This is a genomic window from Streptomyces sp. NPDC017225 (genome assembly GCF_044331465.1).
In the GTDB taxonomy this organism is placed as follows: Bacteria; Actinomycetota; Actinomycetes; order Streptomycetales; family Streptomycetaceae; genus Streptomyces.
Genome location: NZ_JBIRNE010000022.1, coordinates 1 through 19,271, shown reverse-complemented (window position 1 = coordinate 19,271; position 19,271 = coordinate 1). Strand labels below are relative to the sequence as shown.

Annotated in this window: 16 protein-coding genes and 1 pseudogene; 14 read left to right on the top strand and 3 right to left on the bottom strand. The window is 71.4% G+C overall.

Annotation, left to right across the window (positions count from 1 at the left end; all coding sequences use genetic code 11):
- The first annotated feature begins 208 nt into the window (after positions 1-208).
- The gene (gene serA / locus ACH4NX_RS32730) at positions 209-1,798 is read left to right on the top strand and encodes a phosphoglycerate dehydrogenase (protein WP_351401568.1); all 1,590 of its coding nucleotides are present in this window, start codon (positions 209-211) and stop codon (positions 1,796-1,798) included.
- 62 nt (positions 1,799-1,860) lie between these two features.
- On the opposite strand, the gene ACH4NX_RS32725 is transcribed toward serA, so the two are convergent.
- The gene (locus ACH4NX_RS32725) at positions 1,861-3,408 is read right to left on the bottom strand and encodes an MFS transporter (RefSeq protein WP_398129706.1); all 1,548 of its coding nucleotides are present in this window, start codon (positions 3,406-3,408) and stop codon (positions 1,861-1,863) included.
- An 84-nt stretch (positions 3,409-3,492) separates the two neighbouring features.
- Here ACH4NX_RS32725 and ACH4NX_RS32720 point away from each other — a divergent pair, with 84 nt between their 5' ends.
- Positions 3,493-4,071 carry a TetR/AcrR family transcriptional regulator gene (locus tag ACH4NX_RS32720; RefSeq protein WP_351401564.1) on the top strand — a complete coding sequence of 193 codons (579 nt, stop codon included), beginning with the start codon at positions 3,493-3,495 and terminating at the stop codon, positions 4,069-4,071.
- On the opposite strand, the gene ACH4NX_RS32715 is transcribed toward ACH4NX_RS32720, so the two are convergent.
- On the bottom strand, positions 4,052-5,362 hold the full coding sequence (locus ACH4NX_RS32715) for a PucR family transcriptional regulator (RefSeq protein WP_398129705.1): 1,311 nt from the start codon (positions 5,360-5,362) through the stop codon (positions 4,052-4,054). The two genes, ACH4NX_RS32720 and ACH4NX_RS32715, sit on opposite strands and share 20 nt — an antisense overlap.
- A gap of 165 nt (positions 5,363-5,527) precedes the next feature.
- Between ACH4NX_RS32715 and ACH4NX_RS32710 the strand changes: the two genes are divergently transcribed.
- The 10 genes and pseudogenes from ACH4NX_RS32710 (at position 5,528) to ACH4NX_RS32665 (ending at position 15,651) form a co-directional block, all read left to right on the top strand.
- The gene (locus ACH4NX_RS32710; protein ID WP_351401560.1) at positions 5,528-6,454 is read left to right on the top strand and encodes a proline dehydrogenase family protein; all 927 of its coding nucleotides are present in this window, start codon (positions 5,528-5,530) and stop codon (positions 6,452-6,454) included.
- 49 nt (positions 6,455-6,503) lie between these two features.
- The gene (gene pruA, locus ACH4NX_RS32705; protein WP_398129704.1) at positions 6,504-8,144 is read left to right on the top strand and encodes an L-glutamate gamma-semialdehyde dehydrogenase; all 1,641 of its coding nucleotides are present in this window, start codon (positions 6,504-6,506) and stop codon (positions 8,142-8,144) included.
- Between the two features lie 307 nt (positions 8,145-8,451).
- Positions 8,452-8,583, top strand: coding sequence for a hypothetical protein (locus ACH4NX_RS32700; protein WP_302185845.1), 132 nt, complete (start codon positions 8,452-8,454; stop codon positions 8,581-8,583).
- A 75-nt stretch (positions 8,584-8,658) separates the two neighbouring features.
- A complete protein-coding gene (locus ACH4NX_RS32695) occupies positions 8,659-9,702 on the top strand; it encodes a 3-isopropylmalate dehydrogenase (protein WP_351401554.1) in 1,044 nt (347 codons plus the stop codon).
- 272 nt (positions 9,703-9,974) lie between these two features.
- Positions 9,975-11,063 carry a branched-chain amino acid aminotransferase gene (locus tag ACH4NX_RS32690; RefSeq protein WP_351401552.1) on the top strand — a complete coding sequence of 363 codons (1,089 nt, stop codon included), beginning with the start codon at positions 9,975-9,977 and terminating at the stop codon, positions 11,061-11,063.
- Positions 11,064-11,196: 133 nt separating this feature from the next.
- Positions 11,197-11,439: pseudogene (locus tag ACH4NX_RS32685) on the top strand (agmatine deiminase family protein); the annotation flags it as partial.
- Between the two features lie 34 nt (positions 11,440-11,473).
- On the top strand, positions 11,474-11,614 hold the full coding sequence (locus tag ACH4NX_RS32680) for a hypothetical protein (RefSeq protein WP_398129703.1): 141 nt from the start codon (positions 11,474-11,476) through the stop codon (positions 11,612-11,614).
- Positions 11,615-11,933: 319 nt separating this feature from the next.
- Positions 11,934-13,538 carry a citramalate synthase gene (gene cimA / locus ACH4NX_RS32675; protein WP_398129702.1) on the top strand — a complete coding sequence of 535 codons (1,605 nt, stop codon included), beginning with the start codon at positions 11,934-11,936 and terminating at the stop codon, positions 13,536-13,538.
- Between the two features lie 116 nt (positions 13,539-13,654).
- Positions 13,655-14,998: a hypothetical protein gene (locus ACH4NX_RS32670; protein WP_351401548.1), complete on the top strand. Its 1,344-nt coding sequence runs from the start codon at positions 13,655-13,657 to the stop codon at positions 14,996-14,998.
- A 74-nt stretch (positions 14,999-15,072) separates the two neighbouring features.
- The gene (locus ACH4NX_RS32665; RefSeq protein WP_398129701.1) at positions 15,073-15,651 is read left to right on the top strand and encodes a cysteine hydrolase family protein; all 579 of its coding nucleotides are present in this window, start codon (positions 15,073-15,075) and stop codon (positions 15,649-15,651) included.
- On the opposite strand, the gene ACH4NX_RS32660 is transcribed toward ACH4NX_RS32665, so the two are convergent.
- Positions 15,638-16,195, bottom strand: a complete 558-nt coding sequence (locus tag ACH4NX_RS32660) for a YceI family protein (RefSeq protein ID WP_351401543.1) — start codon at positions 16,193-16,195, stop codon at positions 15,638-15,640. The two genes, ACH4NX_RS32665 and ACH4NX_RS32660, sit on opposite strands and share 14 nt — an antisense overlap.
- 151 nt (positions 16,196-16,346) lie before the next feature.
- On the opposite strand from ACH4NX_RS32660, the gene ACH4NX_RS32655 reads away from it, so the two are divergent.
- Entirely contained in the window at positions 16,347-18,689 is a 2,343-nt protein-coding gene (locus tag ACH4NX_RS32655) for a polysaccharide lyase 8 family protein (protein WP_398129762.1), read from the top strand.
- A 154-nt stretch (positions 18,690-18,843) separates the two neighbouring features.
- A partial coding sequence (locus ACH4NX_RS32650) for a carboxyl transferase domain-containing protein (RefSeq protein WP_398129700.1) occupies positions 18,844-19,271 on the top strand: 428 nt, incomplete at its 3' end.

Below are 19,271 nucleotides of genomic sequence, written 5' to 3'. Positions count from 1 at the left end.
GACGTCGTGAGTGCGGCGTTGTCCCACCCGTCCGGCCACGGACGGGTGATCCTTCCGCAGAGGCGCAGGACGACCCCCGCCACGCCACTAGACTGCTGACAACATACGCGTCGGGCCCACAGCGTCGTGCGTCTTCCACGCGGCTAGCAACCCTCCACCGCATGCGGCCGTCGGGACGGCCGTCCGCATTGGACCTGTGAGGACTCACGTGAGCTCGAAACCCGTCGTACTCATCGCTGAAGAGCTGTCGCCCGCGACCGTGGACGCGCTCGGCCCCGACTTCGAGATCCGCCAGTGCAACGGCGCGGACCGGGCCGAACTGCTCCCCGCCATCGCCGACGTGGACGCGATCCTGGTCCGCTCCGCGACCAAGGTCGACGCCGAGGCCATCGCCGCCGCGAAGAAGCTCAAGGTCGTCGCCCGCGCCGGTGTCGGCCTGGACAACGTGGACGTCTCCGCGTCCACCAAGGCCGGCGTGATGGTGGTCAACGCCCCGACCTCCAACATCGTGACCGCCGCCGAGCTGGCCTGTGGTCTGCTCGTCGCCACCGCCCGCAACATCCCGCAGGCCAACGCCGCGCTCAAGAACGGCGAGTGGAAGCGCAGCAAGTACACCGGCGTCGAGCTGGCAGAGAAGACCCTCGGCGTCGTGGGTCTGGGCCGTATCGGCGCCCTCGTCGCACAGCGCATGTCGGCCTTCGGCATGAAGGTCGTCGCCTACGACCCCTACGTGCAGCCCGCCCGGGCCGCGCAGATGGGCGTCAAGGTCCTGTCGCTGGACGAGCTGCTCGAGGTCTCCGACTTCATCACCGTCCACCTGCCCAAGACCCCCGAGACCCTCGGCCTGATCGGCGACGAGGCGCTGCGCAAGGTCAAGCCGAGCGTCCGCATCGTCAACGCCGCGCGCGGTGGCATCGTCGACGAGGAGGCGCTGTACTCGGCGCTCAAGGAGGGCCGCGTCGCCGGCGCCGGCCTGGACGTGTACGCCAAGGAGCCCTGCACCGACTCGCCGCTGTTCGAGTTCGACCAGGTCGTCTGCACCCCGCACCTCGGCGCCTCCACCGACGAGGCCCAGGAGAAGGCCGGCATCGCGGTCGCCAAGTCGGTCCGCCTCGCCCTCGCCGGTGAGCTGGTCCCCGACGCGGTGAACGTCCAGGGCGGCGTCATCGCCGAGGACGTCAAGCCCGGCCTGCCGCTCGCCGAGCGCCTCGGCCGCATCTTCACCGCGCTCGCCGGTGAGGTCGCCGTCCGCCTCGACGTCGAGGTCTACGGCGAGATCACCCAGCACGACGTGAAGGTGCTGGAGCTGTCCGCGCTCAAGGGCGTCTTCGAGGACGTCGTCGACGAGACCGTGTCGTACGTCAACGCCCCGCTGTTCGCGCAGGAGCGCGGCGTCGAGGTCCGGCTGACGACCAGCTCGGAATCCCCGGAGCACCGCAACGTCGTCACCGTGCGCGGCACCCTCTCGGACGGCGAGGAGGTGTCGGTCTCCGGCACGCTGGCCGGCCCGAAGCACCTCCAGAAGATCGTCGCCGTCGGCGAGTACGACGTGGACCTCGCCCTCGCCGACCACATGGTCGTCCTGCGCTACGAGGACCGGCCGGGTGTCGTCGGCACCGTCGGCCGCGTCATCGGCGAGGCCGGCATCAACATCGCCGGCATGCAGGTGGCCCGCGCGACGGTCGGCGGCGAGGCGCTGGCCGTGCTGACCGTCGACGACACGGTGCCTTCCGGGGTGCTGGCGGAGGTCTCGGCGGAGATCGGCGCGACGTCCGCCCGGTCCGTGAACCTCGTCTGACGTCGCCGTACCCGGGGGCTGCCGCCCCCGGGCCCCCCGTTCATCCCGAACGGACTCGTCCCTCATACGCCGGACGGGCTGACCTGGTCGGCCCGTCCGGCGTTCTCCGTGCAGGACTCCTCGCGGACCCGCACCCGACGCAGCGTCACCGACGCCAGGACGGCCGCGCCGGCGAGCACCACCGCGCCCGCGATCGCCGCCGCCTGCATCCCCTGGGTGAACGCCTCCCGTGCCGCCGTCGCCAGCGAGTCGCCCGCGCTCCCGGGCGACTGCCCGGCGACGGCCAGCGCCCCGCCCAGCGTCTCGTGAGCCGCAGCCGGTGCCGAGTCCGGGACGCCGTGGCGGTAGACGGCGGTGCCGATGGAGCCCAGGACCGCCATGCCCAGCGCACCGCCGAACTCCGTGCCGGTCTCCATCAGCGAGGACGCCGAGCCCGACCGCTCCACCGGGACGGTCCCCAGGGCGAGATCCATCAACTGGGACATCACCATGACGATCCCGGACGCGAGGACGCCGCACGCGACGAGCACCAGCCACAACGAGTCCGTACCGGCCAGGGCCAGCAGCCCGTAGCCGGACGCGGCGACCACGAAACCGGCGGCGACGACGTGGGCGCGGTGTACGCCCCGCTGGACCAGCCCGGCCGTGACCGGGGCCGCGAGCCCGATCGGCAGGGACGGCAGCAGTGCCCACAGCGCGGCCTGAAGGGCGCTCTTGTCGAGCACCGACTGCAGGTACTGCGTGGTGAAGAAGGCCGAGCCCATCATCCCGAACGCGGAGACGAGGTTGAGGCCGATGGCGGAGGCGAAGCCACGGCCGCGGAACAGAGCCGGGGAGACCATCGGTGAGGCGCTCGTCCGCTGCCGGTGCACGAACAGGGCCGCGAAGAGCAGGCCGACCGTGATCGAGAGGACGTAGCGGGCGTTCCAGCCCTCGGACGTGATCTCCTTCAGGCCGTAGACCACGGGGAGCACGGCGGCCATCGACAGGGGGACGCTCACCCGGTCGAAGCGGCCCGGAGCCGGGTCCTTCGACTCGGGCAGCAGAAGCGGGGCGAGGACCAGCAGCAGCGCCATCGCCGGCAGGTTGACCAGGAAGACCGAGCCCCACCAGAAGTACTCCACGAGCACGCCGCTGAGCACCGAGCCCAGTGCGACCCCGGCCGTCATCACGCCGGACCACATGGCGATCGCCTTCGCCCGCTGGGCGGGATCGGTGAACATCGTGCGGACCAGGGCGAGCGTCGACGGCATCAGGGTCGCGCCGCCGATGCCGAGGACCGCGCGGGCCGCGATCAGGGTCTCGGCGCTGTTCGCGTACGCCGCCACGAGGGAGGCCGCGCCGAAGGCCGCCGCACCGATCAGCAGCAGCCTGCGGCGGCCGATGCGGTCGCCCACGGAGCCCATCGTCATGAGCAGACCGGCCAGGACGAATGCGTAGATGTCGAAGATCCACAACTGCTGGGTACCGCTCGGCTCCAGGTCCGCGCTGATCTGCGGAATCGCGAAGTAGAGGACCGAGACGTCCATCGAGACCAGCAGCAGCGGGAGCATCAGTACGGCCAGCGCGGTCCATTCACGGCGGCCGGCGCGGGGCGGGTTCGTCGTCATGGCGGTGACTGTACGGTCGTCCTATACGATTGTCTAGGACGGTCGTGTAGGACGCTTGTATGGATCCAGCGGTAGAGTGGGCCCATGGGACACCGCGAGGATCTGCTCGAGGGCGCCAAGCGCTGCCTGCTCGCCAAGGGGTTCGTGCGTACGACGGCCCGTGACATCGTCAGGGAGTCGGGGACGAACCTGGCCTCCATCGGCTACCACTACGGCTCGAAGGACGCGCTCCTCGCGCAGGCGTACGTGGCGATGGTCGAGAGCACGTCCGAGGCCTTCGACGGCGAGGTCCGGGGCGAGCCCGGCTCGCTGGAGCGGTTCACCTCGGTCTGGTCGAGCATCATCGGCACCATGCGCGAGCCGGGGTCGATGTGGCGCCTGAGTCTGGAGATCGTGGCCATGGGCGATCAGCTGCCCAAGGTGCGCGACCATCTGGCGCGGGCGCAGCGTGACGGCTCGCGCGGCTTCGTCTCGCTGTTCACGGGCGCGCCCGAGGAGAGTGTGCCGGACGAGGTCGTGGACACGCTCGGCACCTTCTACACGACCCTGATGATGGGTGTCATGGCCCAGTGGTCCTTCGACCCGAAGAGCGCCCCCGAGGCCGAACGTCTGACCGCGGGGCTCCGCCAGGTGATCGAGGCCGCTACAGACCCCATGCCTTGAGCGCCATGTGCAGCAGCAGCCGGTCCTCGCCGTCGTCCAGGTCCAGGCCCGTGAGCTGCTCGACGCGGGACAGGCGGTAGTACAGCGTCTGGCGGTGGATGCCCAGCTCGGCGGCGGTGCGCCCGGCCTGGCCCGCGCAGTCGAGGTAGACCTCGGCCGTGCGGGCCAGTTCGCGGTGGGCGGGGGAGAGCAGCGCCCGTACGGCGGGATCGTGCGCGGCCTGCGCGGGCAGCGCGGTCAGCAGACGGAACGCTCCGATGGACGTCCACTCGGCGACCGGACCGAACCGGCTCTCGGCGCGCGCCGCCCGGGCCGCCGCCGAGGCCTCCCGCCAGGCGGCCCCCAGCTCGGCCAGCCCGGTGCGCGGCGCGGAGACCCCCGCGGCCGCCCCGGCCGCCGCACCGATCGCCCCGGCCGTCGTCCCGGCCGTCGTCCCGGCCGCCGCCCCGGAGGCGGCGCCGGTCCGCAGGCCGGCGGCTCCGGCCCTCCCACCCGCTCCGGCTGTCCCGCCCTCGCTCCGCGCCCGCTCCAGCAGCCGTCCCGCCGCCGTCGTCGCCGGGGTCAGCACGTCCGCCGAGCGCAACCGCACCAGCAGCGCCAGCGACTGGCCCGCGGCCTCCCACGGCACCGTGCACAGCGCCGTCGCCCCCGGCACCGTACGGACCGAGGGCGCGTCCTCGGGGCCGGCCGAGGGCCAGGGCGCCACGCACACCACCGCGTGCGGGGTGTCGGCGCGGGCACCGAGGGCGGTGCGCAGTTCCGCCACCGCCATGTCCCGCTGCCAGTCCCGCTCGGCGGTCAGCACCGCCCGCAGCTCCCGGCTCAGATCGGCGCCGTGCTGCGCCTCGTCCGCGAGCAGCGCGCCGATCCGGACGGTGACCTCCATCGCCGCCGCCAGCTGCCGCTCCGTCGGGCCGGGCTCGGTGTCCAGGAGCCACACATAGCCGAGGACGACGCCCCGATGCCGTACCGGCAGACACGTGCGCCCCCGGTACACCCCCGCCTCCGGGGTCGGCGGAATGCGGACCGGGCCCCTGGCGCGGGTGATGCCGAAGCCCTCGAACCAGGCCCGGACCGCCGCCGTGGAACGCCGGGTCAGGATCGAGCGGGTGCGCACCGGGTCCAGGACCGAGGGATCGAGGTCGCCCTCGCTGTCGTACGCGCCGAAGGCGATCAGCTCGAAGTCGCGGTTCTCCAGGGTCGCGGGCGCGCCCAGCAGCTCGGAGATCTCGTCGACCAGCTCCTGGTAGTCACCCCTGGAATCCGTCGTCACCCGGGCATTCTGCCGCATTTCCGCGCCCGGTTCATACATCTGTCTGAGATCCGTGGCACGGATGCGTGACAGCTGTCGATGGCCGACGATCGGGGGGATCCCTAGATTTCACGGTGGTTCTCCGTGCCGTTCCCCGTTCGACGGGCAGCGGCCCTCGTGTTGGTCGGTAAGTGGAGGTGCCCCGTGCTGGGTCCCGTGATTCTCGCCGCGTCGCGCAGCGACCGGATGCGTCGTCTGGTCTCTGCGGCGCCCGTGACCAAGCCGGTCGTCGACCGGTTCATCCCCGGCGAGACGGTCGACGAGATCGTGCCGATCGTCCGGGAGCTCACCGACCAGGGCCTGGAACTGACGATGGACGTCGTCGGCGAGGACATCACGAACCCCGCGCAGGCCGAGGCCGCCCGCGACGCCTACCTGGAGCTGGTCGACCGGCTCGAGCCGCTCGACCTCGGCGGCCGTGCCGAGATGTCGGTCAAGCTCTCCATGTTCGGCCAGGCACTGGACGGCGGCCACGAGCTGGCCCTGAAGAACGTCCGCCCGGTCGTCGAGGCCGCCGCCCGCATCGGCACCACCGTCACGCTCGACGCCGAGGACCACACCACCCTCGACTCGATGTTCGCCATCCACGACGAGCTGCGGAAGGACTTCCCGCAGACCGGCTGCGTCATCCAGGCCTACCTCTTCCGCACCGAGGCCGACGCACGCCGGCTCGCCGACAACGGCTCTCGCGTACGGTTGGTGAAGGGCGCCTACAAGGAGCCCGCCGAGGTCGCGTACCAGCAGCGCCACGAGATCGACAAGGCGTACGTGCGCATCCTGCGCACCCTGATGGAGGGCGAGGGCTACCCGATGATCGGGTCCCACGACCCGCGCCTGATCTCCATCGCGCAGGAACTGGCCCGCACCGCCGGGCGCAAGCTCGACGAGTACGAGTTCCAGATGCTGTACGGCATCCGCGGCGACGAGCACCTGCGGCTCGCCGCCGAGGGCCACCGCATGCGCGTGTACACCGCCTACGGCACCGACTGGTACGGCTACTTCATGCGCCGTCTGGCGGAGAAGCCGGCCAACCTCCGGTTCTTCGCCCGCTCGATGGTGAGCAAGGGCTGAGCCCGCACCCGCTCGCACAACCCGCTCAAGTCAAGGAGTAACGGAACTCATGGACGCTGTGACCCAGGTCCCCGCCCCCGTCAACGAGCCGGTGCACGGCTACGCCCCCGGCTCGCCCGAGCGTGCCCGCCTGGAGGCCAAGCTCAGGGAGCTGGCCGACAACCCGGTCGACCTGCCCTGCACCATCGGTGGCGTCAAGCGGATGGGCGGCGGCGAGCGCTTCGACGTCGTGCAGCCGCACAACCACAAGTCCCGCCTGGGCACGTACGCCAACGCCACCCAGCAGGACGCCCAGGACGCGATCGACGCCGCCCTGGCCGCCGCCCCCGCGTGGCGCGCGATGTCCTTCGACGACCGCGCGGCGATCATCCTGCGCGCCGCCGAGCTGCTGTCCGGCCCGTGGCGCGAGACCATCGCCGCCTCCACCATGCTCGGCCAGTCCAAGACGGCCCAGCAGGCCGAGATCGACAGCCCCTGCGAGCTGATCGACTTCTGGCGCTTCAACGTCCACTACGCCCGAGGCATCCTGGCCGAGCAGCCCCCGGCCAACTCCCCGGGCGTGTGGAACCGCATGGACCACCGCCCGCTGGAGGGCTTCGTCTACGCGATCACGCCGTTCAACTTCAGCGCGATCGCGGCGAACCTGCCCACCGCGCCCGCGCTCATGGGCAACGTGGTGGTCTGGAAGCCGTCCCCGACCCAGACCCACGCCGCCGTGCTGCTCATGCGGCTGCTGGAGGAGGCCGGGCTGCCCAAGGGCGTCATCAACCTGGTCACCGGCGACGGCATCGCGGTCTCCGAGGTCGCCCTGGTCCACCGCGACCTCGCGGGCATCCACTTCACCGGCTCGACCCCGACCTTCCAGCACCTGTGGAAGACGGTCGGCAACAACATCGCCAAGTACCGCACGTACCCGCGTCTGGTCGGCGAGACCGGCGGCAAGGACTTCCTGGTCGCCCACCCGAGCGCCGACCGCGCCGTGCTGAAGACCGCCCTGACCCGCGGTGCCTTCGAGTACCAGGGCCAGAAGTGCAGCGCCACCTCCCGCGCGTACATCCCGGCGTCCATCTGGAACGACGGCTTCAAGGAGGAGTTCGCCGCCGAGGTCGACTACCTGACCATGGGTGACGTCACCGACCTGTCGAACTTCATGGGCGCCGTCATCGACGAGCGGTCCTTCGCCAAGAACAAGGCCGCCATCGACCGCGCCAAGGCCGACGAGACCTGCACGATCGTCGCGGGCGGCTCCTACGACGACTCGGTCGGCTACTTCGTCCGCCCGACGGTCGTCGAGTGCACCGACCCGGAGAACGAGGTCTTCCGCACCGAGTACTTCGGCCCGTTCCTCGCCGTGCACGTGTACGACGACAGCAAGGCCGACGCGTACGACGAGATGCTGACCCAGATGGAGTCGGTGTCGGACTACGCGCTCACCGGCTCGGTCGTCTCGAACGACCGAGCGGCGGCGGCGTACACGATGGAGAAGCTGCGCTACGCGGCCGGCAACTTCTACATCAACGACAAGTCGACCGGCGCCGTGGTCGGCCAGCAGCCCTTCGGCGGCGGCCGTGCCTCCGGCACCAACGACAAGGCGGGCGCCCCGCAGAACCTGATGCGCTGGACCCTGACCCGCGCCATCAAGGAGACGCTGGTCGCGCCGACCGACTACGCGTACCCGCACATGGGCTGACGCCCACCCGATCCCGGACGGGCCAGGTCTCCCCCCGACCTGGCCCGTCCGACGTTTTCGCAGGTCGCGGCCGAGTGACCGACGGCACTGTCTCAGATAGTAGGAAGTCCGAGTAATTGTGGAGACAGACGCTCCGCGCTCCCTTAGTTTTGTAGGAGCCGAACGTCCCGCTCGATCGAGCGGATGGCGGTAGTGAGCCGGGCCCCGTGCAGGCAACCCCTGCGGCCCCGTGCTCCCCGCCCCTTCCGGCGTCTCCCCGTACCACTCGCTTTCCGCGCTCTCCCGCGTGCCGAAGGAGTCGATTCCCATGGCCGAGACGACCGTCCGCCGCCGAGTCCGCCACCTCTCCCGTACCAGCGACTCCGACCGCAAGAACGCGGCCGCCGCCCTCCAGCGCGCCCTCGACCGCCGGGACAACGGCGGCTCCACCGGGCACTGAGTCCGCGGGGACGCGTCGGCGTCCGCATGCCGGACGTCGCATGTCATCCCGTGGGACGAGGAGTAGGGTGCCGTCATGTCTCGCAGCCTCAATCTCGCAGTGATTCCCGGTGACGGCATCGGCCAGGAGGTCGTGGCCGAAGGTCTCAAGGTCCTCTCCGCCGTCCTTCCGCAGGATGTGAAGCTGGAGACCAGGGAGTTCGACTTCGGCGCCCGGCGATACCACTCCACCGGTGAGACCCTCACCGACGCCGACCTCGACGCCCTCAAGGCGCACGACGCCATCCTGCTCGGCGCGATCGGCGACCCGTCGGTGCCGTCCGGCGTCCTGGAGCGCGGCTTCCTGCTGAAGCTCCGCTTCGCCTTCGACCACCACGTCAACCTGCGGCCGAGCAAGCTCCTGCCCGGTGTCGCGACCCCGCTCGCCGGCCAGCCCGAGATCGACTTCGTCGTCGTCCGCGAGGGCACCGAGGGCCCGTACACGGGCAACGGCGGCACCATCCGCAAGGGCACCGAGCACGAGGTCGCCACCGAGGTCTCCGTCAACACGGCCTTCGGCGTCGAGCGCGTGGTCCGCGACGCCTTCGCCCGCGCACAGGCCCGCCCGCGCAAGAAGCTGGCGCTGATCCACAAGAACAACGTGCTGACCTTCGCGGGTCACCTGTGGACGAACGTCTTCAACAAGGTGGCCGCCGAGTACCCCGACGTCACCACCGAGTACATGCACGTCGACGCGGCGACGATCTACCTCGTCACCCAGCCCGAGCGCTTCGACGTGATCGTCACCGACAACCTCTTCGGCGACATCATCACCGACCTCGCCGCGGCCGTCTCCGGCGGCATCGGCGTCGCCGCCAGCGGGAACATCAACCCGTCCGGCGACTTCCCCTCGATGTTCGAGCCGGTCCACGGCTCCGCGCCCGACATCGCCGGCCAGGGCAAGGCCGACCCCACCGCCACGGTGCTGTCCGTCGCCCTGCTGCTGCGCCACCTCGGCCACGAGGCCGAGGCCGCCCGGATCGAGGACGCGGTCTCCGCCGACCTCGGGGAGCGCGCCGGCGACGGCGCCCGCTCCACCTCCGAGATCGGCGACGCGCTCGCCGTACGAGTAGCCGGCTGACCCGGCGCGCTCGAAATCCAACCTTTCGAAGCCGCCGGGTCCGAGAAACAAGGCACCCGGCGGCTTTCTCCTGCGTCCGCAAGGTGCGACCATCGAACCCTGGGCCGCATTCACCCCGCTTCATCCGTCGCCGCCCGCGCGTCCGTCCGTGCGCGATAATCGAACGCGAAGCCGCGACATGAGGGAATGCTCGGACGTCCTAGCACCGGCCACCGGCCGTACGGGCGTGACAGCGGCCCGTCACAACCAAAACCGGTGAAGGACATCAACCCATGACGACGCCCACGATCGAGCTCAAGCCCTCCGCCAACCCGCTCTCCGACGCAGAGCGGCAGGCGATCCTGGCCAACCCCGGGTTCGGCCGCCACTTCACCGACCACATGGTGACGGTCAAGTGGACCGAGGGCCGCGGCTGGCACGACGGTCAGCTGGTTCCGTACGCCCCGCTCTCCCTCGACCCGGCCACCACGGTCCTGCACTACGCGCAGGAGATCTTCGAGGGGCTGAAGGCGTACCGTCGCCCCGACGGATCCGTCGCCACCTTCCGCCCGGAGAAGAACGCGCAGCGCTTCCAGGCCTCCGCCCGCCGCCTCGGCATGCCGGAACTGCCGGAGGACACCTTCATCGAGGCGTGCGACGCCCTGGTGCGCCAGGACCAGGACTGGGTCCCGGCACACGGTGGTGAGGAGTCCCTCTACCTGCGTCCCTTCATGATCGCGACCGAGGTCGGCCTGGGCGTGAAGCCGGCCAACGAGTACCTCTTCATCGTCATCGCCTCCCCGGCCGGCGCCTACTTCCCGGGCGGCGTCAAGCCGGTCTCCATCTGGGTCTCCGAGGACCGCGTCCGCGCCGTCCCCGGCGGCATGGGCGACGCCAAGACCGGCGGCAACTACGCCGCGTCCCTCCTCGCCCAGGCGGAGGCCGCGGCCAAGGGCTGCGACCAGGTCTGCTACCTCGACGCGGTCGAGCACCAGTGGGTCGAGGAGCTGGGCGGCATGAACCTGTACTTCGTCTACGGAGACAGGATCGTCACGCCGTCCCTCACCGGCTCCATCCTGGAGGGCGTCACCCGCGACTCCCTCCTCACCGTCGCCCGGGACCTCGGCTACGAGGCCGAGGAGGGCCGTGTCTCCGTCGAGCAGTGGCAGCGCGACTCGGAGAACGGCACCCTCACCGAGGTCTTCGCCTGCGGTACGGCGGCCGTGATCACGCCGGTCGGAACGGTGAAGCGCGCCGGTGCCCAGTGGCAGCAGAGCGGAGGCGAGCCCGGTGAGGTGACGCAGCGCCTGCGCGGAGCCCTGCTCGACATCCAGCGTGGGACGGCCGAGGACAAGCACGGCTGGATGCACCGCCTGGCCTGAGACGCCCGGGGCCGGTGCGGCCATGTGCCGGGGATGAGAGCCCCCGGCACCCCGTACGACGTCACCGCGAGGGGCCCCGCACGAACGCACCCGGACGGCGTGGCCGGGCCCCAGCCCCGCCTTCGAGGACCCCGGTGACCTGGCCGCCGCGCGCGTCGCCCGGCGTCGGTCGCCCGTGCCGTCCGCCGCTTCGAACCGGTCACGACGGGGTGCGGTCCGGGACAGCGGGGCGCGCACCCTGCTGGGCGACGGCGTCGAGACGGTCGAACGCGACCTGGACGACGCCCGGATGCGCGACATCGGCCCCGTCTTCCCCGCCCGGGACGGCGAGTTGGCGGCCGTCGACCGGACCCATAACGGCTGGGGCGCCCAGGAGTGGGCCCGCTGGGAGCACGACGCGAGGATCGGCCGTGACGTCGCCGGCCTCGCGGGCACCCGGACGCACCTCCCCGCTGGTCAACGAGGGCGGCATCGCTCTGGCGCTCGACCGTGAGGCCGGCATGAGCGGCGGCCGCCTCCTCTCCCGCTTCCCCCCGGTCGCGGACGCCTGAGTCACTCGCTCGCGGACGGACGCCGCTCGCATCCTGAGACGGACGGTGAGCACCGGGACAGACTGTGCCAGACTGCCCCCGTGCTCTCGTTCGCCATGATTATTGGCAGCAGGCGCGCCGGTCCGCAGTGACCACCACGTACGACCACGTACGGGTGGACACCGTCGTCCTCGACCCGCGCGCAGACCTCTCGCACCCGCGAGAGGTTTTTCGTTTTCCTGGCCCACCTCCAGCCGGGAAGAGAGCGCGAGGGATCATAGACGGACGGTGGAACCGGTCATTCCGGTAGACCGAGATCCCCTACAGGAGTCTTCAGATCATGACCGCACCCAGCGAACTCGACGATTCGTTCCACGTTTTCGACACCACCCTGCGCGACGGCGCGCAGCGCGAGGGCATCAACCTCACGGTCGCGGACAAGCTGGCCATCGCACGGCACCTGGACGACTTCGGTGTGGGCTTCATCGAGGGCGGCTGGCCCGGCGCGAACCCCCGGGACACCGAGTTCTTCGCCCGCGCCAAGCAGGAGATCGGCTTCCGCCACGCCCAGCTGGTCGCCTTCGGCTCCACCCGCCGGGCGGGGGCCACGGCCGCCGAGGACCACCAGGTCAAGGCGCTCCTGGAGTCCGGAGCCCAGGTGATCACCCTGGTCGCCAAGTCCCACGACCGGCATGTCGAGCTCGCCCTGCGCACCACGCTCGACGAGAACCTGGCGATGGTGCGGGACACCGTCTCCCACCTCGTCGCGCAGGGCCGCCGGGTCTTCGTCGACTGCGAGCACTTCTTCGACGGCTACCGCGCCAACCCCGAGTACGCCAAGGCCGTCGTCCGCGCCGCCTCGGAAGCGGGCGCCGACGTGGTCATCCTGTGCGACACCAACGGCGGCATGCTCCCGGCGCAGATCCAGGCCGTGGTCGGCACGGTGCTGGCCGACACCGGTGCCCGGCTCGGCATCCACGCCCAGGACGACACCGGCTGCGCCGTCGCCAACACCCTCGCCGCGGTCGACGCGGGCGCGACCCACGTCCAGTGCACGGCGAACGGCTACGGCGAGCGGGTCGGCAACGCCAACCTGTTCCCGGTGGTGGCCGCGCTGGAGCTGAAGTACGGCAAGCAGGTCCTGCCCGAGGGCCGGCTCCGCGAGATGACGCGCATCTCCCACGCCATCGCCGAGGTCGTCAACCTCACCCCTTCCACCCACCAGCCCTACGTCGGCGTCTCGGCCTTCGCGCACAAGGCGGGCCTGCACGCCTCCGCGATCAAGGTCGACCCGGACCTGTACCAGCACATCGACCCGGAGCTGGTCGGCAACACCATGCGGATGCTGGTCTCCGACATGGCCGGCCGCGCCTCCATCGAGCTCAAGGGCAAGGAGCTCGGCATCGACCTCGGCGGCGACCGGGAACTGGTCGGCCGGGTCGTCGAGCGCGTGAAGGAACGCGAGCTGGCGGGCTACACCTACGAGGCCGCCGACGCGAGCTTCGAGCTCCTGCTGCGCGCGGAGGCCGAGGGCAGTCCCCTGAAGTACTTCGACGTGGAGTCCTGGCGCTCGATCGCCGAGGACCGCCCCGACGGCTCCCACGCCAACGAGGCCACGGTCAAGCTCTGGGCCAAGGGCGAGCGCATCGTCGCCACGGCGGAGGGCAACGGCCCGGTCAACGCCCTGGACCGCGCCCTGCGCGTCGCCCTGGAGAAGATCTACCCGGAGCTGGCCAAGCTCGACCTCGTCGACTACAAGGTCCGCATCCTGGAGGGCGTGCACGGCACCCAGTCCACGACCAGGGTCCTCATCTCCACCAGCGACGGCACGGGGGAGTGGGCCACGGTGGGTGTCGCGGAGAACGTCATCGCCGCCTCCTGGCAGGCACTGGAGGACGCGTACACGTACGGGCTGCTGCGGGCGGGGGTCACGCCCGCGGGATGAGTGCCGGGAGGGGAGTGGGCCGCACGTAGTGCCGGAGCGGTGCCGGGACGAGTGCCGGTTTTTTTCCGGGTCCGCACCGATGTCTTATCGGGGCGGATTCGGGTACTTTCGAACGTATGACGGACGCACGTGTTCGAGTCCTCATACGCCTCCTGGTCGCGCCGGTCGTCGCCGCGCTGGCGGTGCTGATGGCCGGGGCGCCCGGCGCGCAGGCGGCCACCGACGTCTCCGAGATCGGCGCGGCCCTGCGCGAGAGTCCCGTCTACGTGGACCCGGCCGCCACCGACGTGCTGTCGTCGTCGGACGCCGAGGCGCTCGCCGACAAGATCGAGGACGCGAACGAACCCGTCTTCGTCGCCGTCCTCCCGGCCGACTACCCGACCGAGAACCTCTTCCGGAACCTCCGCACCGAGACCGGCATCACCGGCCTGTACGGCATCCGCCTCGGCGACGAGTTCGACGCGCGCGCCGACAGCCGGGTGCTGAGCCGCCAGGGCGTGGACAACCTGGTCACGGCGGCCCAGGGCGCCGGAGACGCCAAGGCCCAGCTGAACGACTTCGTGGACGACGCGCTGCGCAGCGTCCGCGGCTCCGCCCCCTCCTCCTGGGACTCCGGCGGCGCCTCCGCGCCGACCGGCGCCCTGATCACCGCCGGCGCGGTGGTGGCGGTCGGGGGCGCGGGCGTCTACGCCCTCTCCCGGCGCAACCGGCACCGCAGGGAGGAGGAGCAGCGGGAGGCGCTGGAGCGGCTGCGGGTGGTGGTCGACGAGGACATCACGGCGTTCGGCGAGGAACTGGACCGCTTGGACTTCCACCCTGCGGAACCACGCGCCGACGACGCGATGCGCACGGACTACGAACGCGCCCTCGACGCCTACGAGCAGGCCAAGACGTTCATGGCGGACGCCCGTAAACCGGAGGACGTCCGCGCCGTGACCCAGGCCCTGGAGGACGGCCGTTTCTCGCTCGCGCAGCTGTCGGCCCGGCGCGAGGGCAGGCCGCTGCCCGAACGCCGCCCGCCCTGCTTCTTCGATCCGCGCCACGGCCCGTCGGTCGCCGACGTCACCTGGACCCCACCGGGCGGCGCCACCCGCGAGGTCCCGGTCTGCGCGGCCGACCGGACCCGGCTGTCCGACGGCCGGGACCCGATGATCCGCGAGGTGGACACCGAGTACGGCCGGCGCCCCTACTGGGACGCGGGCCCGGCCTACGGCCCTTGGGCGGGCGGATACTTCGGCGGCGGCATCCTGCCGGGCCTGCTGGTCGGCACGATGCTGGGCGGCATGATGGCGGGCCCGGCCTACGGAGCGGGCTACGGCGCCGGCTACGGCGACTTCGGCGGCGGCGACGTCTCCGGCGCCGACTTCGACCCCGGCGACTTCGGGGGCGGCTTCGGCGGCGGCGACTTCGGTGGCGGCGGTGGGTTCGGCGGCGGTGGCGACTTCGGCGGAGGCTTCTGACCGGCGCGAGTTCGCCACACCGTGAGTTCGCCGTACGGAGGGCAAGGGGAACGCTCGTTCGTTAACGTGAGCCCATGCCGCATACTCCCGCGCTCCTCGTCATCGACATGCAGAACGCCACGGTCGGCGCCGCCCACCGGCCCGCCGAGACCGTCGCCGTGATCGCGGGGCTGAGCGAGCGGGCCCGGTCCGCCGGCGTGCCCGTGGTGACGGTGCGGCAGCGGGGGGAGGGGATGGTGCCCGGCACCGAAGGGTGGCGGGTGGTGCCGGAGCTGGCGCCGCGGGTGGGGGAGCCGGTCGTCGACAAGACGACTCCGGACAGCTTCCTGGACACCGACCTCGCCGAGATCCTCCAGGCCCACGGTGTCACCGAGGTGATCGTCACCGGGTTCGCCACGGAGGTCTGCGTGGACACCACGGCACGGCAGGCGCTGAGCCGGGGTTACGACCTGGTCGTCGTGGCCGACGGGCACACCACGTCGCGGCGGAGCGCGGCGGACGCCGGTGGTCTGATGCCCGCCGACCGCTCGATCGCCCAGTACAACACGGTCTACGGGATGATCGGCTGGCCCGGCCGGAGCATCCGGGTCCGGGCCGCCGCCGACGTGGACTTCGCCGCTTTCGAGGAGGCGCGGGGGGTCACGCCTGCTTGATCGCGGAGATGTCGAAGGTCAGCTTGATCTTGTCGGAGACCAGCACGCCCCCGGTCTCCAGGGCGGCGTTCCAGGTGAGCCCCCACTCCGAGCGCTTGATCTCCGCCTTGCCCTCGAAACCGACGCGTTCGTTGCCGAACGGGTCCCTGGCGGCGCCGTTGAACTCCAGGTCGATGGTGAGCGGCCTGGTGGTGCCGAGGATCGTGAGGTCGCCGGTGACGCGGTAGTCGTCGTCGCCCAGGGCCTCCGCCTTGGTGGACCGGAAGGTCATCTTCGGGAACTCGTCCGTCTTGAAGAAGTCCGAGCTCTTGAGGTGGCCGTCGCGGTCGGCGGACCCGGTGTCGATGCTGTCCATCGTGATGTCGAGGGACGCCGTGGAGCGGGCCGGCTCGGCACCGTCCAGGTGCAGCTCGCCGCTGAAGTCGAGGAACTTGCCCTTGACGTTGGTGACCATGGCGTGGCGAGCCGTGAAGCCGATCGTCGTGTGCGCGGGGTCGATCGTGTACTCGCCGGTCAGCGTGGTGAGGTCCGGGGTCGTGGTCATGGTGCCCTCCTGGTCGTGGTCGGCGCCGGGTCATGGCGCTCGACATGATGTTGAATGTTCAACCAGTGCAACGGTCACGACTGTAGACCTATTCCGCGCGGGCTTCAACGCTTGCGCACGGTGCCGCGTGAATCGGGGAAAGGTCATGAGCATGTCCTCCATGTGGCCGCACATCCGCCCCACCCGCCGCTCCCTCCTCCTCACGGCCGCCCTGGCCGCCACACTCCCCCCCGCCCTCGGCGCCGCCGCCCCCGCCGCGGCCGCCGCCGACCCCTACGACACCCTCCGCCGCCGCTGGCTCGGCCTCGCCCTCGGCACCGGCTACGACCCGGCCGCCGAACCGTACGTCTCCCGCCTCGCCGAGACCGGCGAACGCGCCCGCGCCCACCGCGCGACCATGGCTCCCACTCCCACCTCCCTGTGGCCCGGCCACCCCTTCGACCCGCCCGCCGGCATCACCCTCGCCTACGACCGCCTGTGGACCATGACCGAGGCGTACGTCCAGCAGGGCACCGGCTCCACCGGCGACGAGGTCCTGCTCGCCGACATCCTGCGCGGGCTCGACCACCTCTCGGCCACCGTCTACAACCCGGCCACCACCCGCTACGGCAACTGGTGGGAGTGGCAGATCGGCAGTCCCCGCCTCCTCATGGACATCACCGCCGCCCTCCACGACCACCTCGGCACCGACCGCGTCAACGCCGCCTGCGCCGCGGTCGACCACTTCGTCCCCGACGCGATGCTCGCCGACTACTCCGGCACCTCCACCGGGGCCAACCGCGTCGACCTGTGCCGCTCCGTCGCCCTGCGCGGCATCCTCGGACGGGCCCCCGCCAAGATCGCCCTGGCCCGCGACGCCCTCTCGCCGGTCTTCCCGTACGTCACCAAGGGCGACGGCCTCTACGCCGACGGCTCGTTCGTCCAGCACACCTGGGTCGCCTACTCGGGGACGTACGGCCAGGTCATGCTGGACGGGCTCGGCCGGCTGTTCACCCTGCTCGCCGGCTCGGAGTGGGAGGTGACGGACCCCGGCAAACAGATCATCCTGGACAGCGTCGAGCACGCCTACGCACCCCTCGTCCACGACGGGCTGGTCATGGACGGCGTCAACGGACGCGCCATCAGCCGGGGTTACCTCAAGAGCGACGACCTGCACGTCATGCGCGGCGACCACTTCCACGGGCAGCAGCTCATCGCGGCCATGGCGGTCCTCGCGGGCGGCGCGAGCGACGCCGAGCGGGAGCGCTGGCACGCGCGGATCAAGGGCTGGATCGAACGGGACACCGTCACGCCCGTCCTGACGGCACCCCAGTTTCCGGTCGCCGACCTGGCCCGGCTGCACGCGATCGCCGACGCCCCCGTCGAGGCCGCGCCCGAACCCACCGGACACCACCTCTTCGCGGCCATGGACCGCGCCGTCCACCGTCGCCCCGCCTTCACCGCGTGTCTCGCCATGGCCAGTGACCGCATCGCCCACTACGAGTGCGGCAACGGCGAGAACCCACGCGGCTGGCACACCGGCGCGGGCATGCTCAGCTGGTGGGCGAACGGCGTCGCCTCCGACCAGTACACGGACTGGTTCTGGCCCACCGTCGACTGGTACCGGCTGCCCGGCACCACCGTCTCCACCAAGCGCCTGCCCGACCGGGCGGGCGGCGAATGGGGCGCGCCCAAGCCCGACGCCCGCTGGGTCGGCGGCGCGACCGACGGCGAGTACGCGGCCGTCGGACAGCACCTCAAGGGGCTCGGCTCGACCCTCGAAGCCCGCAGGTCCTGGTTCTTCCTCGACGACGAGGTGGTGTGCCTGGGCGCCGGCATCACCTGCGCGGACGGCGTCCCGGTCGAGACGGTCGTCGACAACCGCAACCTGGGGGAGGGCGGCACCCAGGCCCTCACCCGCGGCCGGGACTGGGCCCACCTGGAGGGCCACGGCGGCTGGATCGTGCCCGAGGGCGACCTGCGCACCCTGCGCGAGGACCGCACCGGCGCCTGGTCCGACATCAACACCACCAGCACGACCGAGCGCCGCACCCGCCGCTGGCAGACCCTCTGGCTGGACCACGGCACGGACCCGGCCGGCGCCGCCTACGTCTACGTCCTCATGCCGGGCGCCACCCGCCGGGCCGTCGCCCGGCGCGCCGCCGACCGCCGTCGGCTCACTCTCCTCGCCAACGACGACCGCTGCCAGGCGGTCGCCGTTCCCCCGCTCGGCCTGACGGCCGCGAACTTCTGGCGGGCCGGGACGGCGGGCCCGCTCACCACGACGGCGGGAGCGAGTGTGCTGATCCGCCGCCGGGGGCGTACCGCTACCCTCTGCGTGAGTGAACCGCCGCGCACGGGCGAGCCTCTGGACATCATCTGGGACCACCCGGTCCGAGCGGCGCTACGGGCCGACGACACGGTCGAGATCCTCGCGACGGGCCGCCGACTGCACCTGAGAGTCACTCCAGGGGTGGTATGTACCACCCACGAATGTGAGGTGACTCTCAGCTGACGGCTTTGTACGACCCCTACAAGGTTGAACCCCTCTGAGCAGTCGAAACGGCTGCGCGCCGTGGGGGTTATGTTCAGTGCTACCAGGAAAACGCGCCGGAGACTGTACGGAGTCGACGGCTGGCATTCCTTGTCCGGCTTCGTACAGTCGCTACATGACCGTTTTGGATGAGGCGCCGGGTGAGCCGACGGACGCACGCGGGCGAGTGGCCGAACTGCACGGGATCCGTGCGCAGGCACTGGCCGGCCCGAGCGAGAAGGCGACGGCGGCGCAGCACGCCAAGGGCAAGCTGACGGCTCGGGAGCGGATCGAACTGCTCCTGGACCCGGGCTCCTTCCGTGAGGTCGAGCAGCTGCGCCGGCACCGGGCGACCGGGTTCGGCCTGGAGGCGAAGAAGCCGTACACCGACGGTGTGATCACCGGGTGGGGCACGGTGGAGGGCCGTACGGTCTTCGTCTACGCGCACGACTTCCGGATCTTCGGCGGCGCGCTGGGCGAGGCCCACGCCACGAAGATCCACAAGATCATGGACATGGCCATCGCGGCCGGTGCGCCGCTGGTCTCCCTCAACGACGGTGCCGG